General features: G+C 65.2%; 21 protein-coding genes. 14 read left to right on the top strand and 7 right to left on the bottom strand.

Going from position 1 to position 24,106, the window contains the following annotated elements; translation table 11 throughout:
- Window positions 1–151: 151 nt before the first annotated feature.
- Together NH14_RS32200 and NH14_RS32195 are read right to left on the bottom strand one after the other, a co-directional pair.
- Window positions 152–1,666 (bottom strand): cryptochrome/photolyase family protein, encoded by a 1,515-nt coding sequence (locus NH14_RS32200; protein ID WP_035533082.1) that lies wholly within the window; start codon window positions 1,664–1,666, stop codon window positions 152–154.
- A gap of 69 nt (window positions 1,667–1,735) precedes the next feature.
- A complete protein-coding gene (locus tag NH14_RS32195; protein ID WP_035533080.1) occupies window positions 1,736–2,479 on the bottom strand; it encodes a TetR/AcrR family transcriptional regulator in 744 nt (247 codons plus the stop codon).
- Between the two features lie 136 nt (window positions 2,480–2,615).
- On the opposite strand from NH14_RS32195, the gene NH14_RS32190 reads away from it, so the two are divergent.
- Both NH14_RS32190 and NH14_RS32185 read left to right on the top strand, forming a co-directional pair.
- A complete protein-coding gene (locus tag NH14_RS32190) occupies window positions 2,616–4,124 on the top strand; it encodes an MDR family MFS transporter (protein WP_035533078.1) in 1,509 nt (502 codons plus the stop codon).
- Between the two features lie 163 nt (window positions 4,125–4,287).
- Window positions 4,288–5,592 carry an MFS family transporter gene (locus NH14_RS32185; protein WP_035533077.1) on the top strand — a complete coding sequence of 435 codons (1,305 nt, stop codon included), beginning with the start codon at window positions 4,288–4,290 and terminating at the stop codon, window positions 5,590–5,592.
- Between the two features lie 28 nt (window positions 5,593–5,620).
- On the opposite strand, the gene NH14_RS32180 is transcribed toward NH14_RS32185, so the two are convergent.
- Entirely contained in the window at window positions 5,621–7,105 is a 1,485-nt protein-coding gene (locus NH14_RS32180) for an aminotransferase-like domain-containing protein (protein ID WP_052148466.1), read from the bottom strand.
- A gap of 118 nt (window positions 7,106–7,223) precedes the next feature.
- Between NH14_RS32180 and NH14_RS32175 the strand changes: the two genes are divergently transcribed.
- The 4 genes from NH14_RS32175 to kch all read left to right on the top strand — a co-directional run bounded on the left by NH14_RS32175 (window position 7,224) and on the right by kch (window position 11,080).
- On the top strand, window positions 7,224–8,141 hold the full coding sequence (locus NH14_RS32175; protein ID WP_035533076.1) for a DMT family transporter: 918 nt from the start codon (window positions 7,224–7,226) through the stop codon (window positions 8,139–8,141).
- Between the two features lie 140 nt (window positions 8,142–8,281).
- Window positions 8,282–8,851 (top strand): GNAT family N-acetyltransferase, encoded by a 570-nt coding sequence (locus tag NH14_RS32170; protein WP_035533074.1) that lies wholly within the window; start codon window positions 8,282–8,284, stop codon window positions 8,849–8,851.
- Window positions 8,852–8,964: 113 nt separating this feature from the next.
- The gene (locus NH14_RS32165; protein ID WP_035533072.1) at window positions 8,965–9,849 is read left to right on the top strand and encodes a mechanosensitive ion channel family protein; all 885 of its coding nucleotides are present in this window, start codon (window positions 8,965–8,967) and stop codon (window positions 9,847–9,849) included.
- A 46-nt stretch (window positions 9,850–9,895) separates the two neighbouring features.
- Window positions 9,896–11,080 carry a voltage-gated potassium channel protein gene (kch, locus tag NH14_RS32160; protein WP_035533070.1) on the top strand — a complete coding sequence of 395 codons (1,185 nt, stop codon included), beginning with the start codon at window positions 9,896–9,898 and terminating at the stop codon, window positions 11,078–11,080.
- 25 nt (window positions 11,081–11,105) lie between these two features.
- On the opposite strand, the gene NH14_RS32155 is transcribed toward kch, so the two are convergent.
- Window positions 11,106–11,663 (bottom strand): putative glycolipid-binding domain-containing protein, encoded by a 558-nt coding sequence (locus NH14_RS32155; protein WP_035533068.1) that lies wholly within the window; start codon window positions 11,661–11,663, stop codon window positions 11,106–11,108.
- Window positions 11,664–12,026: 363 nt separating this feature from the next.
- Between NH14_RS32155 and NH14_RS32150 the strand changes: the two genes are divergently transcribed.
- The 3 genes from NH14_RS32150 to NH14_RS32140 all read left to right on the top strand — a co-directional run bounded on the left by NH14_RS32150 (window position 12,027) and on the right by NH14_RS32140 (window position 14,198).
- Window positions 12,027–13,109, top strand: coding sequence for an urea transporter (locus tag NH14_RS32150; RefSeq protein ID WP_052148465.1), 1,083 nt, complete (start codon window positions 12,027–12,029; stop codon window positions 13,107–13,109).
- 33 nt (window positions 13,110–13,142) lie between these two features.
- Window positions 13,143–13,919 (top strand): class II aldolase/adducin family protein, encoded by a 777-nt coding sequence (locus tag NH14_RS32145; RefSeq protein WP_035533066.1) that lies wholly within the window; start codon window positions 13,143–13,145, stop codon window positions 13,917–13,919.
- Window positions 13,920–13,985: 66 nt separating this feature from the next.
- Complete coding sequence (locus NH14_RS32140) at window positions 13,986–14,198, top strand: 4-oxalocrotonate tautomerase (RefSeq protein WP_035533064.1); 213 nt, start codon at window positions 13,986–13,988, stop codon at window positions 14,196–14,198.
- A gap of 51 nt (window positions 14,199–14,249) precedes the next feature.
- Here NH14_RS32140 and NH14_RS32135 read toward each other — a convergent pair whose 3' ends face one another.
- Complete coding sequence (locus NH14_RS32135; protein WP_052148464.1) at window positions 14,250–15,557, bottom strand: MFS family transporter; 1,308 nt, start codon at window positions 15,555–15,557, stop codon at window positions 14,250–14,252.
- A gap of 293 nt (window positions 15,558–15,850) precedes the next feature.
- On the opposite strand from NH14_RS32135, the gene NH14_RS32130 reads away from it, so the two are divergent.
- From NH14_RS32130 to NH14_RS32110, 5 genes are all read left to right on the top strand, one after another.
- Window positions 15,851–18,499, top strand: a complete 2,649-nt coding sequence (locus NH14_RS32130) for a hypothetical protein (RefSeq protein WP_152617293.1) — start codon at window positions 15,851–15,853, stop codon at window positions 18,497–18,499.
- A 448-nt stretch (window positions 18,500–18,947) separates the two neighbouring features.
- Window positions 18,948–20,378 carry a cytochrome ubiquinol oxidase subunit I gene (locus tag NH14_RS32125; RefSeq protein ID WP_035533061.1) on the top strand — a complete coding sequence of 477 codons (1,431 nt, stop codon included), beginning with the start codon at window positions 18,948–18,950 and terminating at the stop codon, window positions 20,376–20,378.
- Window positions 20,379–20,442: 64 nt separating this feature from the next.
- Window positions 20,443–21,447, top strand: a complete 1,005-nt coding sequence (gene cydB, locus NH14_RS32120) for a cytochrome d ubiquinol oxidase subunit II (protein ID WP_035533060.1) — start codon at window positions 20,443–20,445, stop codon at window positions 21,445–21,447.
- Window positions 21,422–21,577, top strand: coding sequence for a hypothetical protein (locus NH14_RS32115; protein WP_167556513.1), 156 nt, complete (start codon window positions 21,422–21,424; stop codon window positions 21,575–21,577). Before cydB ends, NH14_RS32115 begins: the two co-directional genes overlap by 26 nt.
- 50 nt (window positions 21,578–21,627) lie before the next feature.
- Window positions 21,628–22,410 (top strand): hypothetical protein, encoded by a 783-nt coding sequence (locus NH14_RS32110; protein ID WP_035533059.1) that lies wholly within the window; start codon window positions 21,628–21,630, stop codon window positions 22,408–22,410.
- Between the two features lie 134 nt (window positions 22,411–22,544).
- On the opposite strand, the gene NH14_RS32105 is transcribed toward NH14_RS32110, so the two are convergent.
- Together NH14_RS32105 and NH14_RS32100 are read right to left on the bottom strand one after the other, a co-directional pair.
- Window positions 22,545–23,234 carry a methyltransferase family protein gene (locus NH14_RS32105; RefSeq protein ID WP_237179842.1) on the bottom strand — a complete coding sequence of 230 codons (690 nt, stop codon included), beginning with the start codon at window positions 23,232–23,234 and terminating at the stop codon, window positions 22,545–22,547.
- Window positions 23,235–23,248: 14 nt separating this feature from the next.
- Window positions 23,249–24,097, bottom strand: a complete 849-nt coding sequence (locus NH14_RS32100; RefSeq protein ID WP_035533057.1) for an arylamine N-acetyltransferase family protein — start codon at window positions 24,095–24,097, stop codon at window positions 23,249–23,251.
- Window positions 24,098–24,106: the final 9 nt, after the last annotated feature.

Here is a 24,106-nt window from a genome sequence, read left to right as displayed (position 1 = left end):
CCATTCTGTCTGTTTCGCGTGCCGCGCGGCGCAATGGACGCGTGATTCGCAGCGGGCAACACACTAAGGGCAACGAGCCCGATCGCCCAATTAGAGCAATCCCGATGCCGTGCGTTCAACCACGCGACGCGCACGATAGCCGTACTCGGCGTCAAGCCGATGACAGCCGCGCCGGTTTGCCTTGCGCCTTGCCGGTTCTCGCGAAGGCCTCGAGCGCCCGCTCGCGTGCCGCCTCATGCGCAACCAGCGGGTGCGGATAATCCACGCCAAGCCGCACGCCAGCCGCCTCCAGCTCTTGCGCGCTCGCCTTCCAGGGCTGATGGATCAGACGGTCGGGCAACGATGCAAGTTCGGGCACCCATTTCCTGACGTACGCGCCGCGCGGGTCGAACTTCTGGCCCTGCAATACAGGATTGAAGATGCGAAAGTACGGTGCGGCGTCGATGCCAGAGCCGGCAACCCACTGCCAGTTGGCCGGATTGCTGGCCGGGTCGGCGTCGACGAGGGTGTCCCAGAACCACTGCTCGCCTGCGCGCCAGTCCAGCAGCAGGTGCTTGGTCGCGAACGAAGCGGTCACCATGCGCACGCGGTTGTGCATCCAGCCGGTGCGCCACAGCTCGCGCATGCCTGCATCGACGAACGGATAACCCGTCAGGCCGCGCTGCCACGCGCGCAGGCCGCTGGTATCGCGCCGCCAGGGCATGGCGTCGAATGCCGGACGCAGGTTGCGCCGTGCCAGATCGGGATAGTGATAGCGCTGGTAGTAGCAGAACTCTCGCCATCCCAGCTCGCTGGCGAATTTTTCCGCGCTGGCCTCGCGGCGCCCGCGCGAACCCGCCGCGCCATCGTATTGCGCGGCCCGCAGCGCGGCATACACCTGGCGCGGCGAGAGCGCACCCACGCGCAAATAAGGCGACAGGCGGCTGGTTGCCGCAAGATCCGGCGCGTCGCGCTCGCCTGCGTAGGCCTCGAAATCGTCGGAGAAAAACGCACGCAGACGTTCGAGCGCGGCCTCCTCGCCAGCTGGCCACGCTTCGCGCAGGCCTGTGGCCCAGTCGGGCCTGCGCGGCTCAAGGCCGAGGTCGTCGAGCGTGGATGCGAGCCGGGCAAGACGTGCCGGTATCGATTGAAAATTCCACCGTCGCGGGGCGCTGGCCGGCGGCAGCGGATCGCCGGCGCGCCGGCACGCACGCCACCAGGCCGAAAACACCTGGAACGGTTCACCGGCCTGGTTGAGCACCGTCCACGGCTCGTAGAGCAGCGTTGCGTTGAAGCTCTCGACCGTCAGCCCGCGCTCGCGCAACCCCGCCTTCAGGCGGGCATCGCCGTCGCGCTCCTGGCCGCCGTAGCGGCGGTTCCAGTAGACGCCAGTCGCGCCGCTCGCCGCGATGCATGCCTCCAGCATCTCGCTCTCGGCGCCTTTCATCAGCAGGAGCCGGCCGCCGCGCTCGCGCAGCGCCGCGTCGAGCGCAGCCAGCGTTGCGTGCAGCCACCAGCGCGCCGCGCCCCCGGGCGCCCGTTCGCCGGCCGCCTGGGGATCGTGAATATAGAGGCAGATCAGTGGCCGGCCCGTGGCGGCCGCGTGGGCCAGCGCGGGCTGATCGGCGAGGCGCAGATCGTCGCGGAACCAGACGACGGCGGGCGCATGAGCGGACGGTGCGGAAATCAGAATGGACCTCGATCGAACGAATGCCGCTACGCGGCGATGAATTGCGCCCCGCCCGGGCCAGGCAGACTAGGCAGGCCGAATGCCCTGCGTGATGAGCGCCACGGCGTGACGAGCGATTTCCTCGGCCCCCACGCGCCGCGGCACGAGGTCGTTGCGCCACACCTGCGCGGTGGCGAGCGGCAGCAAGGTGAGCCCGAGCAGCGACTGGAACAGCAACGAAGGCTCCAGCGCCGCGTTGAGCTTGCCTTCGCGCTGCCAGCGCTCGATGGCCTCGTGCGCGGCGCGCTGGTGCTCGTAGCCATAGCGCTCGTGCATGCGCTGACGCAGCAAACCGCCCTCGCTGATCACCTCGCGCACCCACAGCGGCGCAAACCACGGATGCGCCTGCCCCACTTCCACGAAGCGCTGCGTGAGGGCCGTGAGCGCCGCCACCGGATCATCGGGATATTTTTCGAGCCACCCGCCCATCGACGAGCGCAACGGCACGAAACGTTCGTCGATGATCACATCGATGAGCTGGTCCCGGGTGTTGAAATAATAGTGCACCATCGCGGGCGTGACACCCGCCTCGCGTGCGATCGCAGCCAGCGTCGTATCGACGATGCCTTGCCGCGCGAACAGCGCGAGCGCCACGGCAATCAGACGCTCGCGCTGCCCGGCGCCGCCTGCGCCGCCGCTCGGGCGGCCAGGCCGGCGCGGCGCGGGCTTGCCGGTGGCAGAGGCAGCGGGATTTGCAGCAGGCGTGCCGCTCGTTGCAGCAGCGGATGGGGGGGCATGCGGGGACTTCGCCCGCGAGCCGGGCTCTTTCATCGGATTGCGCTCACGTTTTCAGACTTTGACGACCATTAAGAATTGTCCTAATATTAATCTTCACGTTAATTAATTTCAAGATCGAAAGCGGCGCTGGAAGCCTTCTGGCGCGGCCTGAGATCCCCGACGCGCGCCCATGCAAGACACCGCACAAGACGTCGTTCAGTCCGCGACCGCGGAACATCCGCCGATCCGGCTGCTGTTTCCCGCGCTGCTGCTCGTCATGCTGCTTGCCGCACTCGACCAGACCATCGTGTCGACGGCGCTGCCCACCATCGTCGGCGAACTGGGCGGACTCGACCGGCTCTCATGGGTCGTGACCGCGTACCTGCTCACGTCCACCATCGTCGTGCCGCTCTACGGCAAGCTCGGCGACCTGTACGGCCGCAAGATCGTGCTGCAGGCGGCCATCGCCATTTTCCTCATCGGCTCCGCGCTATGCGGCGTGGCGCAGAACATGGAGCAGCTCATCGCGCTGCGCGCGCTCCAGGGCGTGGGCGGCGGCGGCCTCATGGTCGTGACGATGGCCGCCATCGGCGACGTCATTTCTCCTGCCCAGCGCGGCAAGTACCAGGGCATGTTCGGCGGCGTGTTCGGCCTCGCCACGGTGGTCGGGCCGCTGCTCGGCGGCTTTCTCGTCGAGCACCTCTCGTGGCGCTGGATCTTCTACATCAATCTGCCGCTGGGCGCGGTGGCGTTCGCCGTGATCGGCGCCGTGTTCAAGCCGCGCGTCGCGCAGGTGAAGCACGTGATCGACTATATGGGCGCGGCGTGGCTCGCCGCCGCCCTCACCTGCCTGATCCTCTTCACGAGCGAAGGCGGCTCGCTGCTGCCGTGGACTTCGCCGCAACTGTGGCTCACGCTCGTGCTCGGCGTGGTGTCGGTGGCGGGCTTCATCCACGAGGAGAAGCACGCCCTCGAACCCATCATGCCGCTCGAACTGTTTCGCGAGCGCACCTTCGTGCTGTCGAGCCTGATCGGCTTTATCGTGGGCGTTTCGCTGTTCGGCTCGGTCACGTTCCTGCCGCTCTATCTGCAGGTCGTGAAGGGCTCGACGCCTTCGGAAGCCGGCATGCAGATGTTGCCAATGATGGCCGGCGTGCTGACGATGTCGATCATCTCCGGCCGGCTCATCAGCAAGATCGGCAAGTACCGGATGTTTCCGATTGTGGGCACCGCGCTCGTGGCCGTCGCGATGATGTTGCTCGCGCAACTTCATATCGAAACGCCGCTCGCGCGCATGTATCTCTACATGGGCCTGCTCGGCTGCGGGCTCGGCATGGTGATGCAGGTGCTCATTCTCGCGGTGCAGAACACCGTCGCGTTCAGGCACATGGGCGTGGCCACCTCGGGCGCGACGCTGTTCCGCTCGATTGGCGGCTCGGTGGGCGTGGCCGCGTTCGGCGCGGTGTTCTCGCACGGCCTGAGCGCGCGCCTCGCTTCCCTGCTCGCGAGCGGGGTCGAGCTGCCCCAGCCGCTCACGCCCGATGCGATCCATCACCTGCCGGACACGGTGCGCGCCCACTATCTGGAGGCCTTCGCGGGTGCGCTGCACACGGTCTATTTTTCGGCTGCGTGCGTGGTCGTGCTGGCGTTCGCGCTGGCCTGGCTGCTGCGCGACGTGCCGCTGCGCAAGCATCCTTGAGCGGCGCGCGGTGCTTACGGTTCATATTACGATTGGCTAAAATCCTGTAGCCGCACGCCAGACAGGGCGGCGCGCGCACTACGACGCAATCGCACGCGACGCTCACTCAGCCGTCGTGCCCCAGAATGCATCACCAGGCGCACTTACAGGAAAAAACCAACTCATGAACGTCAAGACCGAGCCAGCCGTGCCCACCGCGCACGACACCAGGAGACGTGTGCTCGCCATTGTCGGCGCTTCTTCGGGCAATCTCGTCGAGTGGTTCGACTTTTACATCTACTCGTTCTGCGCGCTGTATTTCGCGCCCGCCTTCTTCCCGAGCGGCAACACCACGACCCAGTTGCTGAACACCGCCGGCGTGTTCGCGGCGGGCTTCCTGATGCGCCCGATCGGCGGCTGGCTGTTCGGCCGCATCGCCGACCGGCACGGCCGCCGCGCCGCGATGATGATCTCGGTGCTGATGATGTGCGGTGGCTCGCTCGTGATCGCGGCGCTGCCCACTTACGCGCAAATCGGCGCGCTCGCGCCGCTGCTGCTGCTCGTCGCGCGCCTGTTCCAGGGGCTTTCGGTGGGCGGCGAGTACGGCACCAGCGCGACCTACATGAGCGAGGTCGCGCTCAAGGGCCGGCGCGGTTTCTTCGCCTCGTTCCAGTACGTGACGCTGATCGGCGGGCAGCTCTGTGCGCTGCTCGTGCTCGTGATCCTGCAGCAGACGCTCTCGACCGAGGAGCTCAAGGCTTGGGGCTGGCGCATTCCGTTCGTGGTGGGCGCGGCCGCCGCGCTGATTTCGCTGTATCTGCGCAAGTCGCTCGATGAGACCTCCACGAGCGAATCGCGCCACAAGAAGGATGCGGGCACGATTCGCGGCGTGTGGCAGCACAAGGGCGCGTTCCTCACCGTGGTGGGCTTCACCGCGGGCGGCTCGCTGATCTTCTACACGTTCACGACCTACATGCAAAAGTACCTCGTGAACACGGCCGGCATGCACGCGAAAACCGCCAGCAACGTGATGACCGCCGCGCTCTTCGTGTACATGCTGCTGCAGCCCGTGTTCGGTTCGTTCTCCGACAAGATCGGCCGCCGCATGTCGATGATCCTGTTCGGCATTTTCTCGGTGCTCGGCACGGTGCCGCTCATGAATGCGCTCAAGGACGTGTCGAACCCGTACGCCGCGTTCGCGCTCATCGTGATCGCGCTCGCGATCGTGAGCTTCTACACGTCGATCAGCGGCCTCATCAAGGCGGAGATGTTCCCGCCCGAAGTGCGCGCGATGGGCGTGGGCCTCTCGTATGCGGTGGCCAACGCGATCTTCGGCGGCTCGGCCGAGTATGTGGCGCTGTGGTTCAAGTCGGTCGGCAGCGAATCGACGTTCTACTGGTACGTGACGGCGCTGTGCGCGATCTCGCTGATCGTGTCGTGGCGCATGCGCGACCCGAGCAAGGAAGGGTATCTGCGCCACGAGCCTTGATCGGGCCAACGCACTTTCAGATGCTTCCTCAAGCGGGCTCCGGATTGCCTTCCGTGGCCCGCTCCATCGCACGCTGCAGCGTTTCGTAGACCTTCGGCCGATTGCACTGCGAAACGTTGAAGCGCAAGAACCCGCCCGCGCTGCGCGACACGCTGAAGACGTTGCCCGGCGCGAGCACCACGCCATGCGCGAGCGCCTCGCGCGCTACCCGCGCGGCGTCGAGCCCGCCGGGCAATTGAGCCCATATCAGCATGCCCGCCCGCGGGCGCGTCCACGCCGTGATGCCCACCGACGCCAGACGCCTCAGCGTCTCGCCCATCGCATCGGCGAGCTTCGCGCGCAGGCCGTCCAGATAGCGCCGGTACGTGCCGTCCACCAGCAGCCGCTGCACGAGATCGGCGGCCAGCTCCCCATTGCCGAACGACACCGACAACTTCAGGTCGACGAGCGGCTCGATCCAGTCCGCGCGCGCCGCGATATACCCGCAGCGCGCCGCCGCCGTCATCGTTTTCGAAAAGCTGCCGATGGCCACCACGCGCCCGAGGCCGTCGAACGCGGCGAGGCGCGGCGCGGGATCAGTTTCGAAGTCGGCGAAGATGTCGTCCTCGACGATCAGCAAATCATGCTCCTCGGCGAGCTTGAGCAGCCGATGCGCAATCGTGGGCGCGAGCGTCGCGCCGGTGGGGTTGTGGATCGCCGAGTTGGTCACGTAAAGGCGCGGACGATGCTCGGCGAGCACGCGCTCGAATGCTGGGAGATCGGGGCCCGTGGGTGTGTACGGCACGCTCACGACCTTCACGCGATGCACGCGCAACAGCGCCTGGAAGTTGAAGTAGCACGGGTCGTCGACAACCACGGTGTCGCCGGGCTCGAGCAGAAAGCGGCACAGGAGGTCGAGCGCCTGGCTGCCGCCGTCGGTGAGCACGATCTGCTCCGGCGCGGCCTCCACGCCATGCTGCGCGAGCCGCCACGCGAGTTGCTGGCGCAGCGCCGGCAGGCCGAGCGGCGAGGCGTAGTCGGTGAGCTGGGCGTGTGGGTCGCGGGCGATCGCGCGCAGCGCGCGCCGCACGGCCTCCTGCGGCAGCCACGACGCGGGCAGCCAGCCGCAGCCGGGCCGCAGCGCGCGCGCATCGGTTTCGAGCGACTGGCGCGTGAGCCAGAGCGGGTCGATCTCGCGGTCGAGGCGCGGGCCCGCCGCGCCGACCGAACCCAAGGGTCCGCGCGCCGCGAATGTGCCGAGCGTTCCGTAAGCCCCGAGCGCGCCAGGCAGCGCGTGCGCCGCCACGAAAAAGCCGGAGCCGCGCCGCGCAATCAGCGTGCCTTCGGCCACCAGCCGCTCGTACGCTTCCACCACCGTCGACTTCGACACGCCGAGCTGCTCGCTCGTCATGCGGATCGACGGCACGCGCGCCCCCGCCGCCAGCGCGCGCGTGGCAATGCGCTCGCGCAACGCCTGCATCACCTGCTCGACGCGGGTGAGCGCCAGGTTGCCTGTCTGCCGTGTGTCTTCCATCTGTACTGCTCCGTGTTCAATACAGTTTGTCCATATTGTACTGATCCTTGGCTTACCGGTTTGCCGCCGCATGCGCATGATGCAATGACTGGCACAGGCTCCCTTTCGACCACGACTCATGCGCAAACCTCTCGACTCCGCCACCGACGGCTGGCTCTGCGGCCTCGCCGGCGTACTGATCTTCAGCGGCTCGCTGCCCGCCACGCGGCTGGCCGTGCTCGGCCTCGATCCGCTCTTTCTCACCGGCGCGCGCGCCACGCTCGCGGGCGCGCTCGGCGCGCTGCTGCTGCTCGTCCTGCGCGCGCCACGCCCCGAGCGGCGCGAGATCTGGCCGCTCGTGATCGTGGCGCTAGGCGTGGTAGTGGGCTTTCCACTGCTCACCGCGCTCGCGCTGCGCCATGTGAACTCGGCGCATGCGATCGTGTTCGTCGGCCTGTTGCCGCTCGCCACGGCGATCTTCGGCGTGCTGCGCGCCGGCGAGCATCCGCAGCCCGCGTTCTGGGTCTTCTCGGCGATCGGCAGTGGCGCGGTGGTCGCATTCGCGCTGCGACACGGCGTGGATGCCTCGCCCATCGGCGACGCGCTGATGCTGGCCGCCATCGTCGCCTGCGGGCTGGGCTATGCCGAAGGCGCGCGGCTCTCGCGGCGTCTCGGCGGCTGGCAGGTGATCTGCTGGGCGCTCGTGATCTCGCTGCCCGTGATGGCGCCGCTCGCGTGGGCGTTTGTGCCGGCCTCGCTCGCGGCGGTAAGCGCGGCTTCGTGGTGGGGGCTCGCCTATGTGTCGCTCTTTAGCATGCTGATCGGCTTCGTGTTCTGGTATCGCGGTCTCGCGCTCGGCGGCATTGCGGGCGTGGGCCAGTTGCAATTGCTGCAGCCGTTCTTCGGCTTCGTACTTGCCGCGCTGCTGCTGCACGAGGCGGTGCCGCCCGCGATGATCGCCGTGACGGTCGTAGTGATCGGCTGCGTGGCGGGGGCGCGCCGCTTCGGGCGCGGTGCGGCCGCATCGACTCGCGCACCGCAGGCGCAGCGCGGTTGACGTTGCCGCCTGTGCCGCGCCATTTTTGACGCGCTTCATTTCGCTGCCTACCCGAGGCATAGTGAACGGCGTTGCCGCGCCGTTCACTATGCCTGTTGTGCAAATCGCCCGCGCGGCGCTCACGAACCCGCGCCTGCCTCATGAACACCCCCCGGAATCCCTCTCGCATCGACGCGCCGCTGCTGCGCGACGCCACGCCCGCCGACTTCCCCGCCATCGCCGCGATCTACGCGCATCACGTGCTGCACGGCGCGGCCTCGTTCGAAGAACAGCCGCCCTCGCAGGACGAGCTGCTGCGCCGCCACGCTGCCGTGCGCGAGCAAGGCTTGCCGTGGCTCGTCGCCGAAATCGGCGGCCAGGTGGCCGGCTATTGCTACGCCACGCCGTATCGTCCGCGCGCGGCGTACCGCTACACCATCGAAGATTCGATCTATATCGACGAAGTGTTTCGCGGACGCGGCCTCGGCCGCACGCTCCTCGAAGCGTTGATTGCGCGATGCGAAACCGGCCCGTGGCGACAGATGATCGCCGTGATCGCCGATCCGAGGGGCGGTTCGCTCGCGCTGCATGAGAGCCTCGGCTTCGAGTTCGTGGGCACGCTGCGCGCCGTTGGCTTCAAGCATGGCGCGTGGCGCGACACGACGCTGATGCAGCACGCGCTGGGTGAAGGCGCGCAGACTCTGCCACGTGGATCGGCACACGCTGGCTAGCGCATGAAATGCGCATCGTACGGCTCAACGCCATACATGCGCCTTTACAATACGTCCTCCAGGCAGACCGGCCGCGCGCCGCCGGTCCGGCAGACTTAGAGGACTTCGCGCTTATGGCATCCCTGTTCAATCACATTCAACCGTCCAACTGGAATTTCCTGTGGGACGCGCTCACCGGCTTCGCGCTGCGCCTTTGCGCGGCCATCGCAATTCTCTGGATCGGCTGGTGGATCGCGCGGCGTGTCGGCAACTGGTTCGCGCGCCAGGAAAGCATCGACGCCACGCTGCGCCCCATCATGCGCGATACATCGCTGTGGGGCGTGCGCCTCGTCGCGATCGTCGGCGCGCTCTCGCAGATCGGCGTGCAGACCGCGAGCATCGTGGCCGTGCTCGGCGCCGCCGGCCTCGCCATCGGCCTCGCGCTGCAAGGCACGCTGCAGAACATCGCCGCCGGCATCATGTTGCTGCTGCTGCGGCCCTTCAAGGTGGGCGACTCTATCGAGGGCGGCAGCGGCGCGAGCGTCGCGGGCACCGTGGAAGAAGTGAATCTCTTCACGACGCGCCTCACCAAAGCCGACGGCATCTGCGAATACGTGCCCAATAGCGGCCTGTGGAGCAATTCGATCCGCAATTACAGCCGCAATCCCACGCGCCGCCTCGACCTTGAAGTGGAGGTCTCGGTGAGCGACGATACGAATCGCGCCATTGATGTGCTGCGCAAACTGGCCGCCGCCGAGCCGCACGTGCTGGCCTCGCCCGAGCCGCAAGTGATGGTGAGCCGTTTCGACGACAGCACCGCCGTGCTGAATATCCGCGTCTGGTCCAACATCGACACGTTCTGGGACATGCGCTGGAGCCTCGCGCGCAAGGTGCGCCAGGCGCTCAACGATGCGCAATGCGCGCTGCCGCTGCGCACGCGCGAGCTGCATATCGTGCAGGCGCCGCCGGTGCAATCGACGCCGCAATCGACGCCGCCGGCCGCCCAGCGCAGCGCCTGATCCGCGCGACGTCGAGCCGCCTGATCGCCGAACCCTCCGCGCCCGCATGAAAACCTTCGCACGCCGCCTGCGCACGTTCACCACCCAGCTGGTGCCGCACGGGTATCTCGCGCTGCTGCTCGTCATCGATGGGCTGATGCTGCTGCGCCCCGTGGCCGAGAACGCGCTGCGCCAGTCGCGCGGCTCGTGGTACGAGGACTGGATCACGCTCATCAACGCGTTCGGCGTGCTCGCGCTGCCGCAGGCCGTGATCGCGGCGGGCCTCGCGACCATGGCGATCGGCATCGCGCTGCGCGCCCGCGTGGCGTGGGTGATCTCGCTGCTGCTGCTCGCGGCGGCGGCCGGCATCAGCCGGTGGGGCGACTATCGCAGCGGCGTGATGGTCGCCTTCACGCTCGCGCTGGCCGTCGCGCTGCTGGTTTACTGGCGGCGCTTCGACCGCTCGAGCTTCGCCGCCAGCACCTTGTTCGCGGTCCTGAGCATCGGTTCGCTGCTCATCTACGCGATGTTCGGCGCGCTCTATCTCGGCGACCAGTTCGCGCCGCCCATCCGCACCATGGCAACGGCGTTCTACTTCTCGATCGTGTCGATGTCGACCGTGGGCTACGGCGATATCGTGCCGCGCTCGGACACCGCGCGGTTCTTCACGGCCTCGATCATCGTGCTCGGCATCACCGTGTTCGCCACGTCGATCAGCGCCGTGCTCGGGCCGGTGATCGGCGGCAAGCTCAAACGCATCGTGACCGGAGGCATCTCCAACGTGACCCGCAAGAACCATTATTTGATCGTCGGCGCTTCGCCGCTCGCGCATAGCGTGTACGCGGGCCTGAAAAAGCGCGGCTACGCCGTCACGGTGATCGTGTCGCCTGGCACGCCGCACACCTATCCGCCCGAGGCCGATCTGGTGGAAGGCGACGCGAGCGACACGGCCACGCTGCACCACGCGGGCGCGGAAACCGCACTCTCCGTGCTCGCGCTGCGCATGGACGACGCCGAGAACGCCTTCGTGATCCTCGCGATCAAGGAGCTCGCGCCGAACGTGCGCACCGTGGCGCTCGTGAACGACAGCCGCAACCTGCAGCGCCTGCGCCTGCTGCAGCCCGACATGGTGTTCTCGCCGCAATTGCTCGCGGGCGAACTGCTCGCGCGCACGCTCAACAACGAGACCATCGACAACACGCTCGTCGAGCAACTGCTGTTCGGCAAGACCCGGGCCGGCGAAGCGGCGTGAAGCGACGTGATGCGGCAGCGCCGCTTCAACGCGCGGGGGACGGCAGGCGGCGAAACAGCGTGGGATAGTCGATCACGAGGCCGTCTTCGTCGACGCGCAGGTTCGCGGTGAACTCGCGGAAGATGCCTTCGTAGCGGTATTCGCGATCCGGCTCGATGCAGACGTAGGCCTGCTCGACGCGTTTGGGCTCGAGCCCCGGCGCCGCGATATAGGCGACCTCGATGGGCCGCCGCTCGCCGCGCGCGAGATTCAGGCGCCGGATCGGCAGCGAGTTCGTGAAGGGCGTGGCCGCGATGTCGATATCGATGCAGCCTTCGATGGCCTCGAGCACGCGGCCTTCGCCGTCGCGCCAGTGGCCGTGGCCGTCGCCATGCATCGCGAACGCCTTGCCGCCCATCACGCGGAACGCCGCGTAAGTCGCGCGCCAGTGCGCGTCGCAATGCACCGTGTAGCAAAGACCATAGGCCTGGCCGTAGCGCTGCCCGACCACCACGCTCTCCACGCGGATCGCGCCGCCGCTCGAATCGAAGGCCAGATGCTCGATGCCTTCACCCTCTTCCGACACCCAACGCAGCTCACGCATGGCTCGTCTCCTTGCAGGCCGCAGCGGCCATACCAGTGGGAATACTACCGGCAAATAGCGACTATCAATGCCCGAGCATGCGCAAGATGGGCCGCTTCGCCTATCCTCGCGCTGCGGGCCGGCCCGGCGCGGTTTGCGGCCCGCCGCTTTTGTTTTGGTCCGCCTTTGGGTCTGCCTTTAGGTCTGCCTTTAGGTCTGCCTTTAGGTCTGCCTTTAGGTCTGCCTTTAGGTCTGCCTTTAGGTCTGCCTTTAGGTCCGCCTTTAGGTCCGCCTATTGTGGCCCAACCTGGCACCGACCCGCTCGAATCCGCATTTCACAGGCCGCGCCTTCCTCGTTCCCGTTTGCGTTCCCGTTCGCCCATCATGTCCACCCCAGCGCCCGCTCAAGCCAATCCGGACGCCGCTTTCGCCAGCCCATCCGCCCACGCGGCGTCCACGGACGCCCCGCCTGGCTTCACCGGGCACCTGCGCACGCTGCTGCGCAGCCTCGGCCAGATCGTCCTGCAGCGGCACGCCGGCACAGGCATCTGCCTGCTTGCGGCGCTCGCGCTGTGCGACCTGTGGCTCGCCTGCGCGGCGGTAATCGGCGCGGCAACGGCCAATCTCTGCGCGCGGCGGGCTGGCCATTCGTACGCCGAAGTCCGCGACGGCCTCGTGGGCTTCAACGGCGCGCTCGCCGGACTGGCGGCGATTACCTTCGCGGGCGAAAACTTCACTGCCGTGGTGCTCGCCGTGCTCGCGGCGGCGGCCACCGCATGGATCGGCGCGCCGCTCGTGCGCTGGCTGCGCCGCGCGGGCCTCTCCGTCTATTCGGCGCCCTGCCTTCTCGCGACCTGGCTCTGGATGGCGCTGGGCTTCGGCAACCAGCGAACCACGATGGCTAGCGCAATCGCGCCGGCCCATCTGTCCCTGTCCTGGCTCGACGCAGCGGCGGGCGTGTTGAGCGGCGTCGCGCAAACCACCTTCGCCACGGGCGCGCTGCCGGGCCTCGTGCTGCTCGCGGGCCTCGCATGGTCGTCACGCCGGGCCGCGGCCTATGCGCTCGGCGGTGCGGCGCTCGCGACCGTCATCGAATACGCCGTCGGCGTGCCGCCCGCGAGCTTCGTTGCGGGCGTGTGCGGTTTCAACGGCGCGCTCGCGGCGCTCGCGGCCAGTTCGCTCGGCCCACGCGCCGCAATCTGTGCGACGATGCTTGCCGCGGCGCTGCATCTGGCCGCCGTGCAACTCGGGATGCCCGGCATGACCGCGCCGTTCGCGCTCGCCGGATGGTCCGTCCACAGCGCATGGCGCCTGCTCGCGCCGGGCCGGACACAGCCGAGCCAGCAGTCTGCGCCAGGCGCGGTGGCAAAATTACCCGAAACCGGCGCCAACGCCGCGCACGGCGCACTGCCCGATGAAACGGGCAAGCTCGCCACGCTGCCCCGCGCCCGTCCCGAAGTGCGCTGAAGTTCACCGAAATTCGCTGAAGGAGAGCCGTCCATGTCATTCGCCCACCGTCCGGCCAGCATCGCCGCCGACGCCGCACCGCCCTCCGCCGCCGAACAGCAGATGCGCGTGGATCTTGCCGCTGCCTATCGGCTCATCGCACTCTACGGCTGGGACGACCAGATCTACACGCACGTCTCCGCCGCCGTGCCCGGCGAGCCGGGCCGCTTCCTGATCAACCCGTTCGGCCTCGCCTTCGACGAAGTCTGCGCCTCGAATCTCGTGAAGATCGACACCGAAGGGCGCATCGTCGGCAACAGCGAGCATCCGGTCAATGCAACCGGCTTCGCGCTGCACGCAGCCGTGCACCTCGCCCGCCCCGACGCCGTGTGCGTGATGCATCTGCACAATACGGCGGGCATCGCCGTCTCGATCCAGCGTGACGGCCTGCTGCCCGCCTCGCAGCATGCGCTGCGCTTCTACGGCCAGCTCGGCTGGCACGATTACGAGGGGCTGTCGTTCTCGCCCGCCGAAGGCACGCGCCTCACCGCGAGCCTGGGCGCGCATCCCGCGATGCTGTTGCGCAACCACGGCACGCTCACCACGGGCCGCACCGTCGCCGAGGCATTCGTGCTGATGGCGACGCTCATCAAGGCCTGCGAAATTCAGTTGCAGGCCCAGGCCGGCGGCGTGCCGCTCGTGCTGCCCACGCCCGAGGTCTGCGCGCACACGGCCGAGCAACTGCGCGACGGCGGCGCAATCGAAGGCGTGCTCGAATGGCCCGCGCTGCTGCGCAAGCTCGATCGCATCGACACGTCATATCGCGACTGATTGCGACCGATCTGAAACCGATCGCGAATCAACCCGTTTCACTACTCTGCAAACAAGGAGATCCGTATGCCGACTTTCCACATCGAGATGTTCGAGGGCCGCAGTGTCGAGAAAAAGCGCGAGCTTGCCGCCGCGCTCACCGAGACCACCTGCAAGGTGCTGGGCGTGGATGCCCAATCGGTCGACATCATATTCACCGACGTGAAGACCGAAGACTGGGCGACCGGCGGCAAGCTGTGGAGCGATCCCGCGCCCGCCACGACAGGCGCCGGCTCGTAAAAGCGACATGCGCCACGCGCACTGCGTGGCGCAGTGACCGACCATGGAGATTCAGTTTGTATCCCGAAGGAACCCCTCCTTCGCCGGCTCGCGCATCATCAACGATACGAGCCCCGCAATGGCGCACATCATCGTGACATACCAGTAGAACAGCGGCTCGGTGCCAATCTGCTTAAGCCACAACGCCACATATTCCGCGGAACCACCGAAGATCGCGTTCGCGATCGCATAAGAAAGCCCGACACCGAGCGCTCGTACTTGCACGGGAAACATCTCGGCTTTGATGAGCCCACTGATCGACGTGTAGAAACTCACGATAGCCAGCGCGGCGACAATCAGCACGAAAGCCGCAAACGGACTAGTCACATCCCTTAGTGCGTGCAGCAACGGCACGGTGCCACACGTAGCGAACAGTCCGAAGCAAATCATCGACTTGCGCCGCCCGATGCGGTCCGACAGCGCTCCGAACAAAGGCTGCATCAGCATGAACACAAACAGCGCGCCGGTCATCACGTTACTGGCTGTCTTCGCGTGCATGCCGGCCGTATTGACGAGGTACTTCTGCATATACGTCGTGAATGTGTAGAAGACGAGTGAACCGCCTGCGGTAAAACCCAGTACCGTGATGAACGCGCGCTTGTGTTGCCACAGGCCGCTGAACGATCCCGCATCACGGTTGCCACGCGACTCGGCTGTCGTGGTTTCCTCCAGCGACCGGCGCAAATTCAATGCAACGAGCGCTGCCCCCGCCCCGACTACGAATGGGATACGCCAGCCCCATGCCTTGAGTTGCCCGGCGTCAAGCAGTTGTTGAAGGATCACCAGCACGAGCAGCGCGCACAACTGCCCACCAATCAACGTCACATACTGAAACGATGCGTAAAAGCCGCGTCGCCCCTCCAGCGCGACTTCACTCATATAGGTCGCACTGGTGCCATATTCCCCGCCGACCGACAACCCTTGAAACAGGCGGGCAATCAATAGCAGTGCCGGAGCCAGCGCGCCGATCTGGGCATACGTCGGCAACATGGCAATCACAAGCGAGCCACCGCACATCATGTATACCGAAACCAGCATTGACGTACGCCGACCGTGACGGTCGGCCAGACGGCCAAAAAACCAGCCGCCGATAGGACGCATGAGGAATCCTGCTGCGAACACGCCGGCCGTGTTGAGCAACTGCGTTGTGGTATTGCCCGATGGGAAAAATGCTGGTGCGAAATACAACGCACAAAATGAATAAACGTAAAAATCGAACCACTCGACCAGATTACCCGACGATGCGCCGACGATTGCCATGATGCGGCGACGCGTATCCTGCGCCTGCCCCGTTTCCCGAATCTTCCCAGTCACTCCCATTCGCGTCTCCATGCATTACTAATAATAAAAACAGTCGTCGATATATGCGATCGACTTCCGTCCAACCCGCCGACCATGCTAATCGGGAAATCAGATCTTCAGTCTCAAAATGATGGGAAGCGAGCGGAAGGCATTCAGCCATCACATCAAGTCCCATTCGCGCTTGACTCCTCGTCACTGCAGCAATGACCTTTCATTGCCATCCCGGAACTGTTCCAGGTAACGATGAGTTGCCATCTCGGCGAACGCTCCATGCGGCGAAATCCTTCTCGCGTATTTACTGAGGATTATTTATGAAAGTCGACTCGAACTCTTCATCGTCATCGTATGATTCGCAATCGCAAGACGACACGTCCTCAAGTCAGGACACATCTGCGAACAGTGCTGCCGGTACGCAGGACAACAACTCTCAACAAGACGCATCAAGCCAGAAGGATTCCGGGTCTGATTCCAGTCAGCCAGCGACCCGCCCAGAAAGTCAGTCAACCTCGCAAACCCCGGACAATTCAGATAGCGGACAAACAACACCGCAAACACAAAACCCGACCAGCACGATCGACCAGATACAGCAGCAGAAGAACACGTCGTTGACACGCGATGCCAGTTCCGATCAGACCAGTGATGGCAACGGTTCAAGCAATGGCACTGCTGGTCAAAGTCAGACTGATTCCCGCAACGACGCTGAACAAAGGCTGAACGCCCAGGCGCCCCTGAACGACAGTCCACATGCATCGGCCGATTTCCAGCGACTAGACAATTCCGGCGCCGCCCGCGCTGCAAGCAGTGCGCCTGCCCCGACACCGCAGACACAGCAAGGCGCGAATGCGCAACAGCCGGACGATGCCAGTCGAAAGTCGACTAGCACGCTTGACCGGGTACGACAGGAAGACCCGGCTGCGCAGCAAACACCCGAAACCAGTCGTACCCAGCCCAACGACCGCGGCGATGCAAGCGATGGCACTTCCAGTCAGGGGCAGGCGCAGCCCCGCAGCGTGACCGATGCCAAGTCGAATCCCCAGACCGCTCCGAGTGGCAGTGCACAAACACCGGCCGATTCGCAACAACACGTCGAACAGGGCGCTCGCGCCAAGTCGGGGGGACCTACCGGCGATACTCACTCTACCGCCCGTCACTCGGTTGCAGGAGAACCGAATGGCACCGGTCAAGCCGAGGTCAACAATGGCAGCAAGGATACAAAAGACCAGTCAGACCAAACCGCCACCAATCTTGTGCTGAGCAATGACCTTGCCAACAAGGAACAGAATTACTCCGACGCGGTAAATCGTATACAGGACGACATCAAGAACGACAAAGACACGACCGACGACGCTATCGCAGCCGCGACTGCATACAACGAAGCGGTTGATCTGATGGAGCAGGAGAAGCCGACCGACGAGCAAAGCAAGAAAATTTCCGCGCTCAGCACGGCACTGAAAGAGGCGAAACCCGGCGACACGATCGATGACATTACGAAACGGGCCGGCATCCCGCTACCCGCATTCGGCGACAAACACAAAAGCGCTGCAGACCAGTATGGTTCGTACGGAAAGTCCGCAAGCAGCTACGCCCGTGCAGTGATCTTCGACGAAGCGCGCTTTAACAATTCCAAGGTTCTCCAGGGCACACCGCTCGCCCGCTTCCAGCGTCCCGGCCAAAGTTTCATGGACCCCATCGGCGCCAAAGGCCGCCTCGGCGTTCTGCTCGGAACCCGCTTCAATGCCGCCGCCAGCAACTTCACCAAGGCAGGCTCGATGTTCATGTCCGGATTCCAGAAAATGAAGGACGGCAAGGATCCAACTGACGATTTCATCGGAGGAAGCGCCGCCCTCGGCCAAGGCGTCACCGAGGTGACTGGCGGCGCCATGACGGATTTCGGCAATCATATGGTCAAGCAGTTGGCCTCGAAACCACCCCCGCCCGCAGCGCCCGAATACAGCAACTTCGGTTCCGATGATCCGTTGGCGAACAGGATCAACGAAGCCCAGAGCGCTGGGACATCGCGCATCGACCAGCAGGTTGCGGACCAACAGAACCAGTTGCAAGAGCGTGTCATCAGCAATATCGAGTCGAGACCCTATGACGTGGCACCGCTGGCGTTGCAAGACGGCACTCAAGGCATCCTTGGCCAGTACCTGGAAATGCAAGAACTGGGGACGTCGCTCAAGGATTCCGCCAAAAAGGCCATGAATGACGCCAACGAAAATATCAAGTCAATCGACGAAAGGGCGCAGCCGCTCATGGAGCAACTGAAAGCACGGGGATTCGATTCGATCGATGCCGCTCGCGCCTCGCATGACGACTCGGTCAAAAACACCGTCGCACAACTTGACAACTACGCCTATATGAAACAGGAAACGTATGACCAGTTCAATCATGCGATGGACGAATACGAAAGCCTCATTAAAACGGCGCCGAAGGCATTCGGGGAGCTGGCCGATATAACAAAAGCCACGTCGTTGGAGGAGCGGCCAGGCAAGCTCTCGGCATGGGCACAAAAGTATGGTACGGAGTTCGGAAAGTACCAGAATGGCTTACTCAGCAATACCGATACGTTTCCGGAGTGGTTCAAGATTTCAAAACCGTTGCGTGCACAACTCTTCCCTGCCGCGATCAGCACGGCGCTTGGCGCTGTGGGGTTCGGTGCGGCGTTGGACAATTATCTGAAGAAGCGGGCCGCGGGGACACTTACCACACAGGACAAGGTAGCTCTTTCCGGACAAGTCGTCAGTCTCGCAAGCGGCATGGCGGGTTTCATCCCCGTCGCAGGACCACTGATCTCCTTGGTGCTGGCGACTGCGGGTGTCATCCTCAGTGATTTCGCCGACCAATATCCGACCTGGAAAATGCAGGAGGCAGGAGCCCAACTCCAGGAGAAGATTCGCGCTGAATACAACAGACGTCATCCCGGCCATGAGATCTGGGACGGCTTCGACGGCGGCTGATATTCCATAAATCATTCCAGGCCCGCTGCCCTCCGCCACAATCGCCGACGGCGAAGGGCAGCGCGCTCTCCAGGAATCCTTGTGACGATCCTTTATGGAGCCGTTATGCACAGCACCATGCGGAGCGTGCAGCATCCGTCACCTGGGCGAATTGACGCACAGCACACGCCAGCACCCGAACCGCGCCTGATTTGACGCAAATTGACGCAGCGCACGCCCCTGTGCGCCCAATTAATCTTCAACGAATCCTTAATCCAAACTGATCCCTATCAACGATTTAGCGCACAACTTAGTCGCTTGACGATTGACAGCTGCGACACGCTGGCGCACGTCGCAGTGCAGCAAAGCGCACCCTGTTCCCCTACGCTTACGTCCATTCGCACGGCGCATCACCACACCACGCGCGCGAACACGCTTTCCGCTACGCAAGCACCTAGCAGGCACGCACATGCAATCGTCACTCTCCGCATTCGATCTGGCCCGGCTGCAATTCGCCTTCACCGTCTCCTTTCATATCGTCTTTCCGGCGCTCTCCATCGGTCTCGCAAGCTTTATCGCAGTGCTCGAAGCGTGCTGGCTCAAGACCCGCAAACCGTTCTACAAGGACCTGTGTCTCTTCTGGTCGAAGATCTTCGCCGTGGCCTTCGGCATGGGCGTCGTCTCGGGCGTGGTCATGAGCTACCAGTTCGGCACCAACTGGTCCGGCTTCTCGTCGTTCGCGGGCCCGGTCACGGGGCCGCTCCTCATGTACGAGGTGATGACCGCGTTCTTTCTCGAAGCGGGCTTCCTCGGCATCATGCTGTTCGGCTGGAACCGCGTGAGCCCGCGCGCGCACTTTGGCGCAACGCTGATGGTCGCCATCGGCACGCTCATTTCCACTTTCTGGATTCTCGCTTCGAATAGCTGGATGCAGACGCCGCAAGGCTTCAAGGTGGTGGACGGCCACGTCGTGCCCACCGACTGGTTCCAGATCATCTTCAACCCGTCGTTCCCGTACCGACTCGCGCACATGGCGATTGCCGCCTTCATCGTGGCCGCGCTCGTGGTGGCCGCGACTGGCGCGTGGCATCTGCTCGAGGGCCGGCGCGACGCGGCCGTGAAAAAGATGTTCGCAATGGCGCTCGGCCTGCTGCTCGTGCTCGCGCCGCTGCAGGCCATCGTGGGCGACGCGCATGGTCTGAACACGCGCGAATACCAGCCCGCCAAGATCGCGGCGATCGAAGGCATCTGGGACACCGAGCAGGGCGGCACCGCACTGAACCTGTTCGGCCTGCCCGACATGGAAGCGCAAACCACGCGCTACGCCGTGAAGATTCCGCATCTGGGCAGCCTGATCCTCACGCATAGCTGGGACGGCGAAATCAGGGGCCTCAAATCGTTCCCCGCCGAGGAGCGCCCGAACTCGACGCTGCTGTTCTGGACTTTCCGCGTGATGGTTGGATTAGGCATCCTGATGATCGTGCTCGGCATTGCCGGCTGGTGGCTGCGCCGGCGCGGCACGCTCTACGAGTCGCGCGCGTTCCAGCGCTTCGCGCTGGCGATGGGCCCCACTGGATTCGTCACGCTGCTCGCAGGCTGGATCACGACCGAAGCTGGCCGCCAGCCGTGGGTGGTCTACGGCGTGATGCGCACCGCGCAAGCCGTCTCGCCGCTCACGGCGCAGCAAGTCAGCGTCTCGCTGATGACCTTTGTCGTCGTGTACTTTCTCGTGTTCGGCACGGGCATCTACTACATGCTCAAGCTCATGCGCACCGGCCCCGCCCTGCCCGCCGCCCCCATCGTTCCCGCCACGCGTATCGCGAATCAACCCACGAACCAACCGGCGAATCAACCCGCGCGCCGCCCAACGCACGCCGCCGATCAACTGATCGACGCGTGACACCGGAACCCGTACAAGCAATCGCGAACTACACGATCCCCAATCGAAACGAGGCAAGACAAACATGGACGTCACCATCATCTGGGCCGCGATCATCGCGCTCGGTCTTTTACTCTACGTGGTGCTGGACGGCTTCGATCTGGGCATCGGCATCGTGTTTCCACTGTTCCCCGACGAAGACGAGCGCGACCTCATGATGAACACGGTCGCGCCCGTCTGGGACGGCAACGAGACCTGGCTCGTGCTGGGCGGCGCGGGGCTGTTCGCCGTGTTCCCCATCGTCTATTCGACGGTGCTCTCGGCGCTCTATCTGCCGCTCGTGTTCATGCTCGTGTGCCTGATTTTCCGCGGCGTGGCCTTCGAGATTCGCGCGAAGGCCACGCGCACCAAGCATCTGTGGGATCTCGCGTTCATCGGCGGTTCGACGGGCGCGGCGTTCTTCCAGGGCATCGCGCTGGGCGCCTTCCTGCAGGGCATTCCGATCGCCGATGGGCGCTTCGCCGGCGACGCCTTCGGCTGGCTCACGCCGTTCAGCCTGCTCTCCGGCTTCGGGCTCGTGGCGACCTACGCGCTGCTCGGCAGCTGCTGGCTCGTCGCCAAGACCGAGGGCGATCTGCAGCGCCGCCTGCACAAGCTCGTGTGGCCGCTCACGGTCATGCTGCTCGGCTTCATCGCGCTCGTGAGCGTATGGACGCCGCTGCAAGACCCTGCCATTGCGCAACGCTGGTTTGGCTCGGGTCTGTTCTGGCGGCTCGCGCCAGTGCCGCTGCTGGTGCTCGCGAGCGCCATCTGGATGCGCTGGGCTGTGCAATCGCGCCGTCACAAGACGCCGTTCGCCGCCGCGCTCGCACTCGTGCTGCTCGGCTATGTGGGACTGCTCGTGAGCCTGTGGCCCTATGCGATTCCGCAGCAGCTCACGCTTTGGCAAGCGGCCGCGCCGCGCGAGAGCCAGACCTTCACGCTGATTGGCGCAGCGTTCATTCTGCCCATCATCGTCGCATACACGGCGATGAGCTACTGGGTTTTCCGAGGCAAGCTCCGTCATGGCGACATCCATCACTACCATTAAGGCGCGCACACGCGCGCTGCCCGGCTGGCTCTGGTTCGTGCTGCTGTGGTGCGGCGGCGTGGGCGCGGCCGTCTCGCTCGGCTTCGCGTTCAAGGTCTTCATGAACCTCACGCTCTTCGCCGTTAAATAAAGCGCGCCGCGTTAGACTGTAGGCCATCTGTAACTTCAGCGATAAAAACCATGCAGCAGATGACCTTCATGGAATGCGTGAAACACGCGTGGGGAAGCGCACGGGAAGCGTTCACACGCATGCCGGCGCTCGTGCTCGGCACCTTCGTGGCCTACGCCGTGCTCGGCGGGCTGGCACTGGCCGGCCGGCCCTTGCCGGGCGAAGGCGAGGGGCCGTCCGCCGGCCTCGTGCTGCTCGCCAACCTGGCCTCGCTGCTCAATGCGCTCGTCTATGTCTGGTTCGTGCTGAAGGTCTATCGCTTCGTGCTGCTCGGCGAGCCCGCGACGCCGCTCATCGCGTCCGGTGCGAAGCCCCTCCTGCGCATCGTGGCGCTGGGCCTCGTCATGATGCTCGCGCTGGTGGCCATCGCGGCGGCCTTTTGGCTGGTGCTGCGCCCGCGCCACGAGGGCGGCGTGGCCTTTCTTTCGCTGATCGTCGGCGCAATCTGGATCTTCATCGGTGTGCGGCTCAGCCTGCTCTTTCCGTCGCTCGCAATCGGCGGACGCTTCGCGCTGGGCGCCGCGTGGCGCGACAGCCGTGGACACTTCTGGAGCGTGCTGGGCGTTTCGTGCGTCGCGGCGCTGCCGCTGCTCGTCTGCGGCGTGATCGCGCTGATTGGCCTGGGCGCCGCCGGCATCACGCCCGAGGACGTGAAAACGCCCGCGTGGATCACCGTGCTCGCCATCGGGCAGAGCGTCGTCAATGTCACCTTTGCACTGCTCACGAGCACGGCGCTGGCCTGGCTTTATCGGCGCTATGCGAACGAACTGGAGAGCGGCGGTGGCGGCAAATGACGTCCGCGGCCGCTGATGGTGCTGATGGTGCTGATGGTGCTGATGGTGCTGATGGTGCTGATGGTGCTGATGGTGCTGAATCTGCTGAGCGCGCCGCGCATTAGCGGTGCGAGCATGCCCGGCCCGCGCGCGATTCACCAGACGCCGGGCACGAACCGGTACTTCACCCGCTCCATATACGCACGGTACCCCGGCAGTTCTGTGGCGAGCACACGCTCTTCCCGCACGGCGCGCCAGCCGATCCCCGCCACCATCAACGGCACGCACGCGAGGCCCCACCATGAGCCGAGCATGAGCGGCGTGCCTGCCAGCAGCGGAATCGCGAACGCATACATGGGATGGCGCACATAGGCATAGGGACCGCTATCGGTCACCGTGTGACCGCGTTCGCGCTGGATCTTCACGACGGGCGCGGCATAGCTGTTGGCCGCGAAGACCGCGCGCATGGAGTACAGGCTGGCGAAGATCCCCACCGCGCCGCACACGCCGAGCCAGAACGGCACATGCGACCAGCGAAAGCGTATGGCGTCGATGCCGATCAGGCACAGCCACGCGCACCAACCCACCGCGACCGCCATCATGAAGATGCGGTCCCAGCCCGCCTGCTCGCGCTGGGCGAACGGCGCGAGACGTTCGGCAAGCAGGCCGGGGTCGGTGCGCGCGAGCCACAGGCCGACCCACGAGCCCAGCACGGCCCATTCGGCCAGCCAGAGCCATGCGGCGGCCCAGGCCAGCGTGCCCGCCGCGACGAACAGCAGCGCGCCCTGGAACACCAGCCAGACGAACGTCTGGATGAGCAGACGCTTGACGAGAGCGTTATCCAACGTGTCCCCCTCCATTAGCGATTTGCACCCCGCCCTTGCACGCGTGCGAACAGCGCGTCCATGTCGAAGCCCGCGGTATCCAGGCCGAACTGCTCGTTCAGGCAGCGCGCGAGTTCCGCTGCATTCGCGATCGTGCGCTCGGTTGTTCGCTGGCCCTTCGCGTCGCGCTCCGTATAGCGGTCGTTAAAGAGAATCGCGCGGCTGTCTTCGCGCGCGATGCAGGCGATCAGGCTCTCCGTGAAGAACGATTGCGGCGACGCCGAGGTGTACCAGTTCGCCATTTCGTAATCGACCCATTGCGCGGGCGCGTCGTCGAAGCGATAGACGTCGATCCAATCATTGCCGTCGAATTGTTCGAGCTTCCACTCGCGCTCGCGCTCGCCGAGCGGCGTGAGCCGCGCGGGTTCGAGCAGCGTCTCCTGTGCGCCGCGCTCGCCGAACGCCAGCGGCGCGCACAGCGACGCGCTGCCGAAACCCACATCGGCGAGCCAGGCCGCACCGTCCAGATGCACCCGCAGCAGCATGTGCGTGCGCGGCGTGATCGTGCCGGATGGACGGCCGAACAGCACGCGCGCGGCGAGCGGCTCGATGCGAAAACCCAGCTGCATGAGCGCATGCGCGAGCACGGTGTTGTGCTCGAAGCAATAGCCGCCGCGACGCGACATTACGAGCTTGGCGAACACGTCGGGCGGCGCGACCGACACGCGGCGCGCGGCAAACGGGTCGAGGTTCTCGAACGCAATCGCACGCGGATGCAGGCGATGCAGCGCGCGCAGCACGTCGAGCGACGCACGGCGCTCGCCGTGGTAGCCGATGCGCGCGAAATAACGATCGAGGTCGAAATGGAAATCGAGGTCGGACATGGCGGCGAC

This window comes from Paraburkholderia sacchari, from assembly GCF_000785435.2.
Taxonomy (GTDB): domain Bacteria; phylum Pseudomonadota; class Gammaproteobacteria; order Burkholderiales; family Burkholderiaceae; genus Paraburkholderia; species Paraburkholderia sacchari.
The sequence above is the reverse complement of the archived record's forward strand: the minus strand, read 5'-3'. Positions and strand labels throughout refer to the sequence as shown.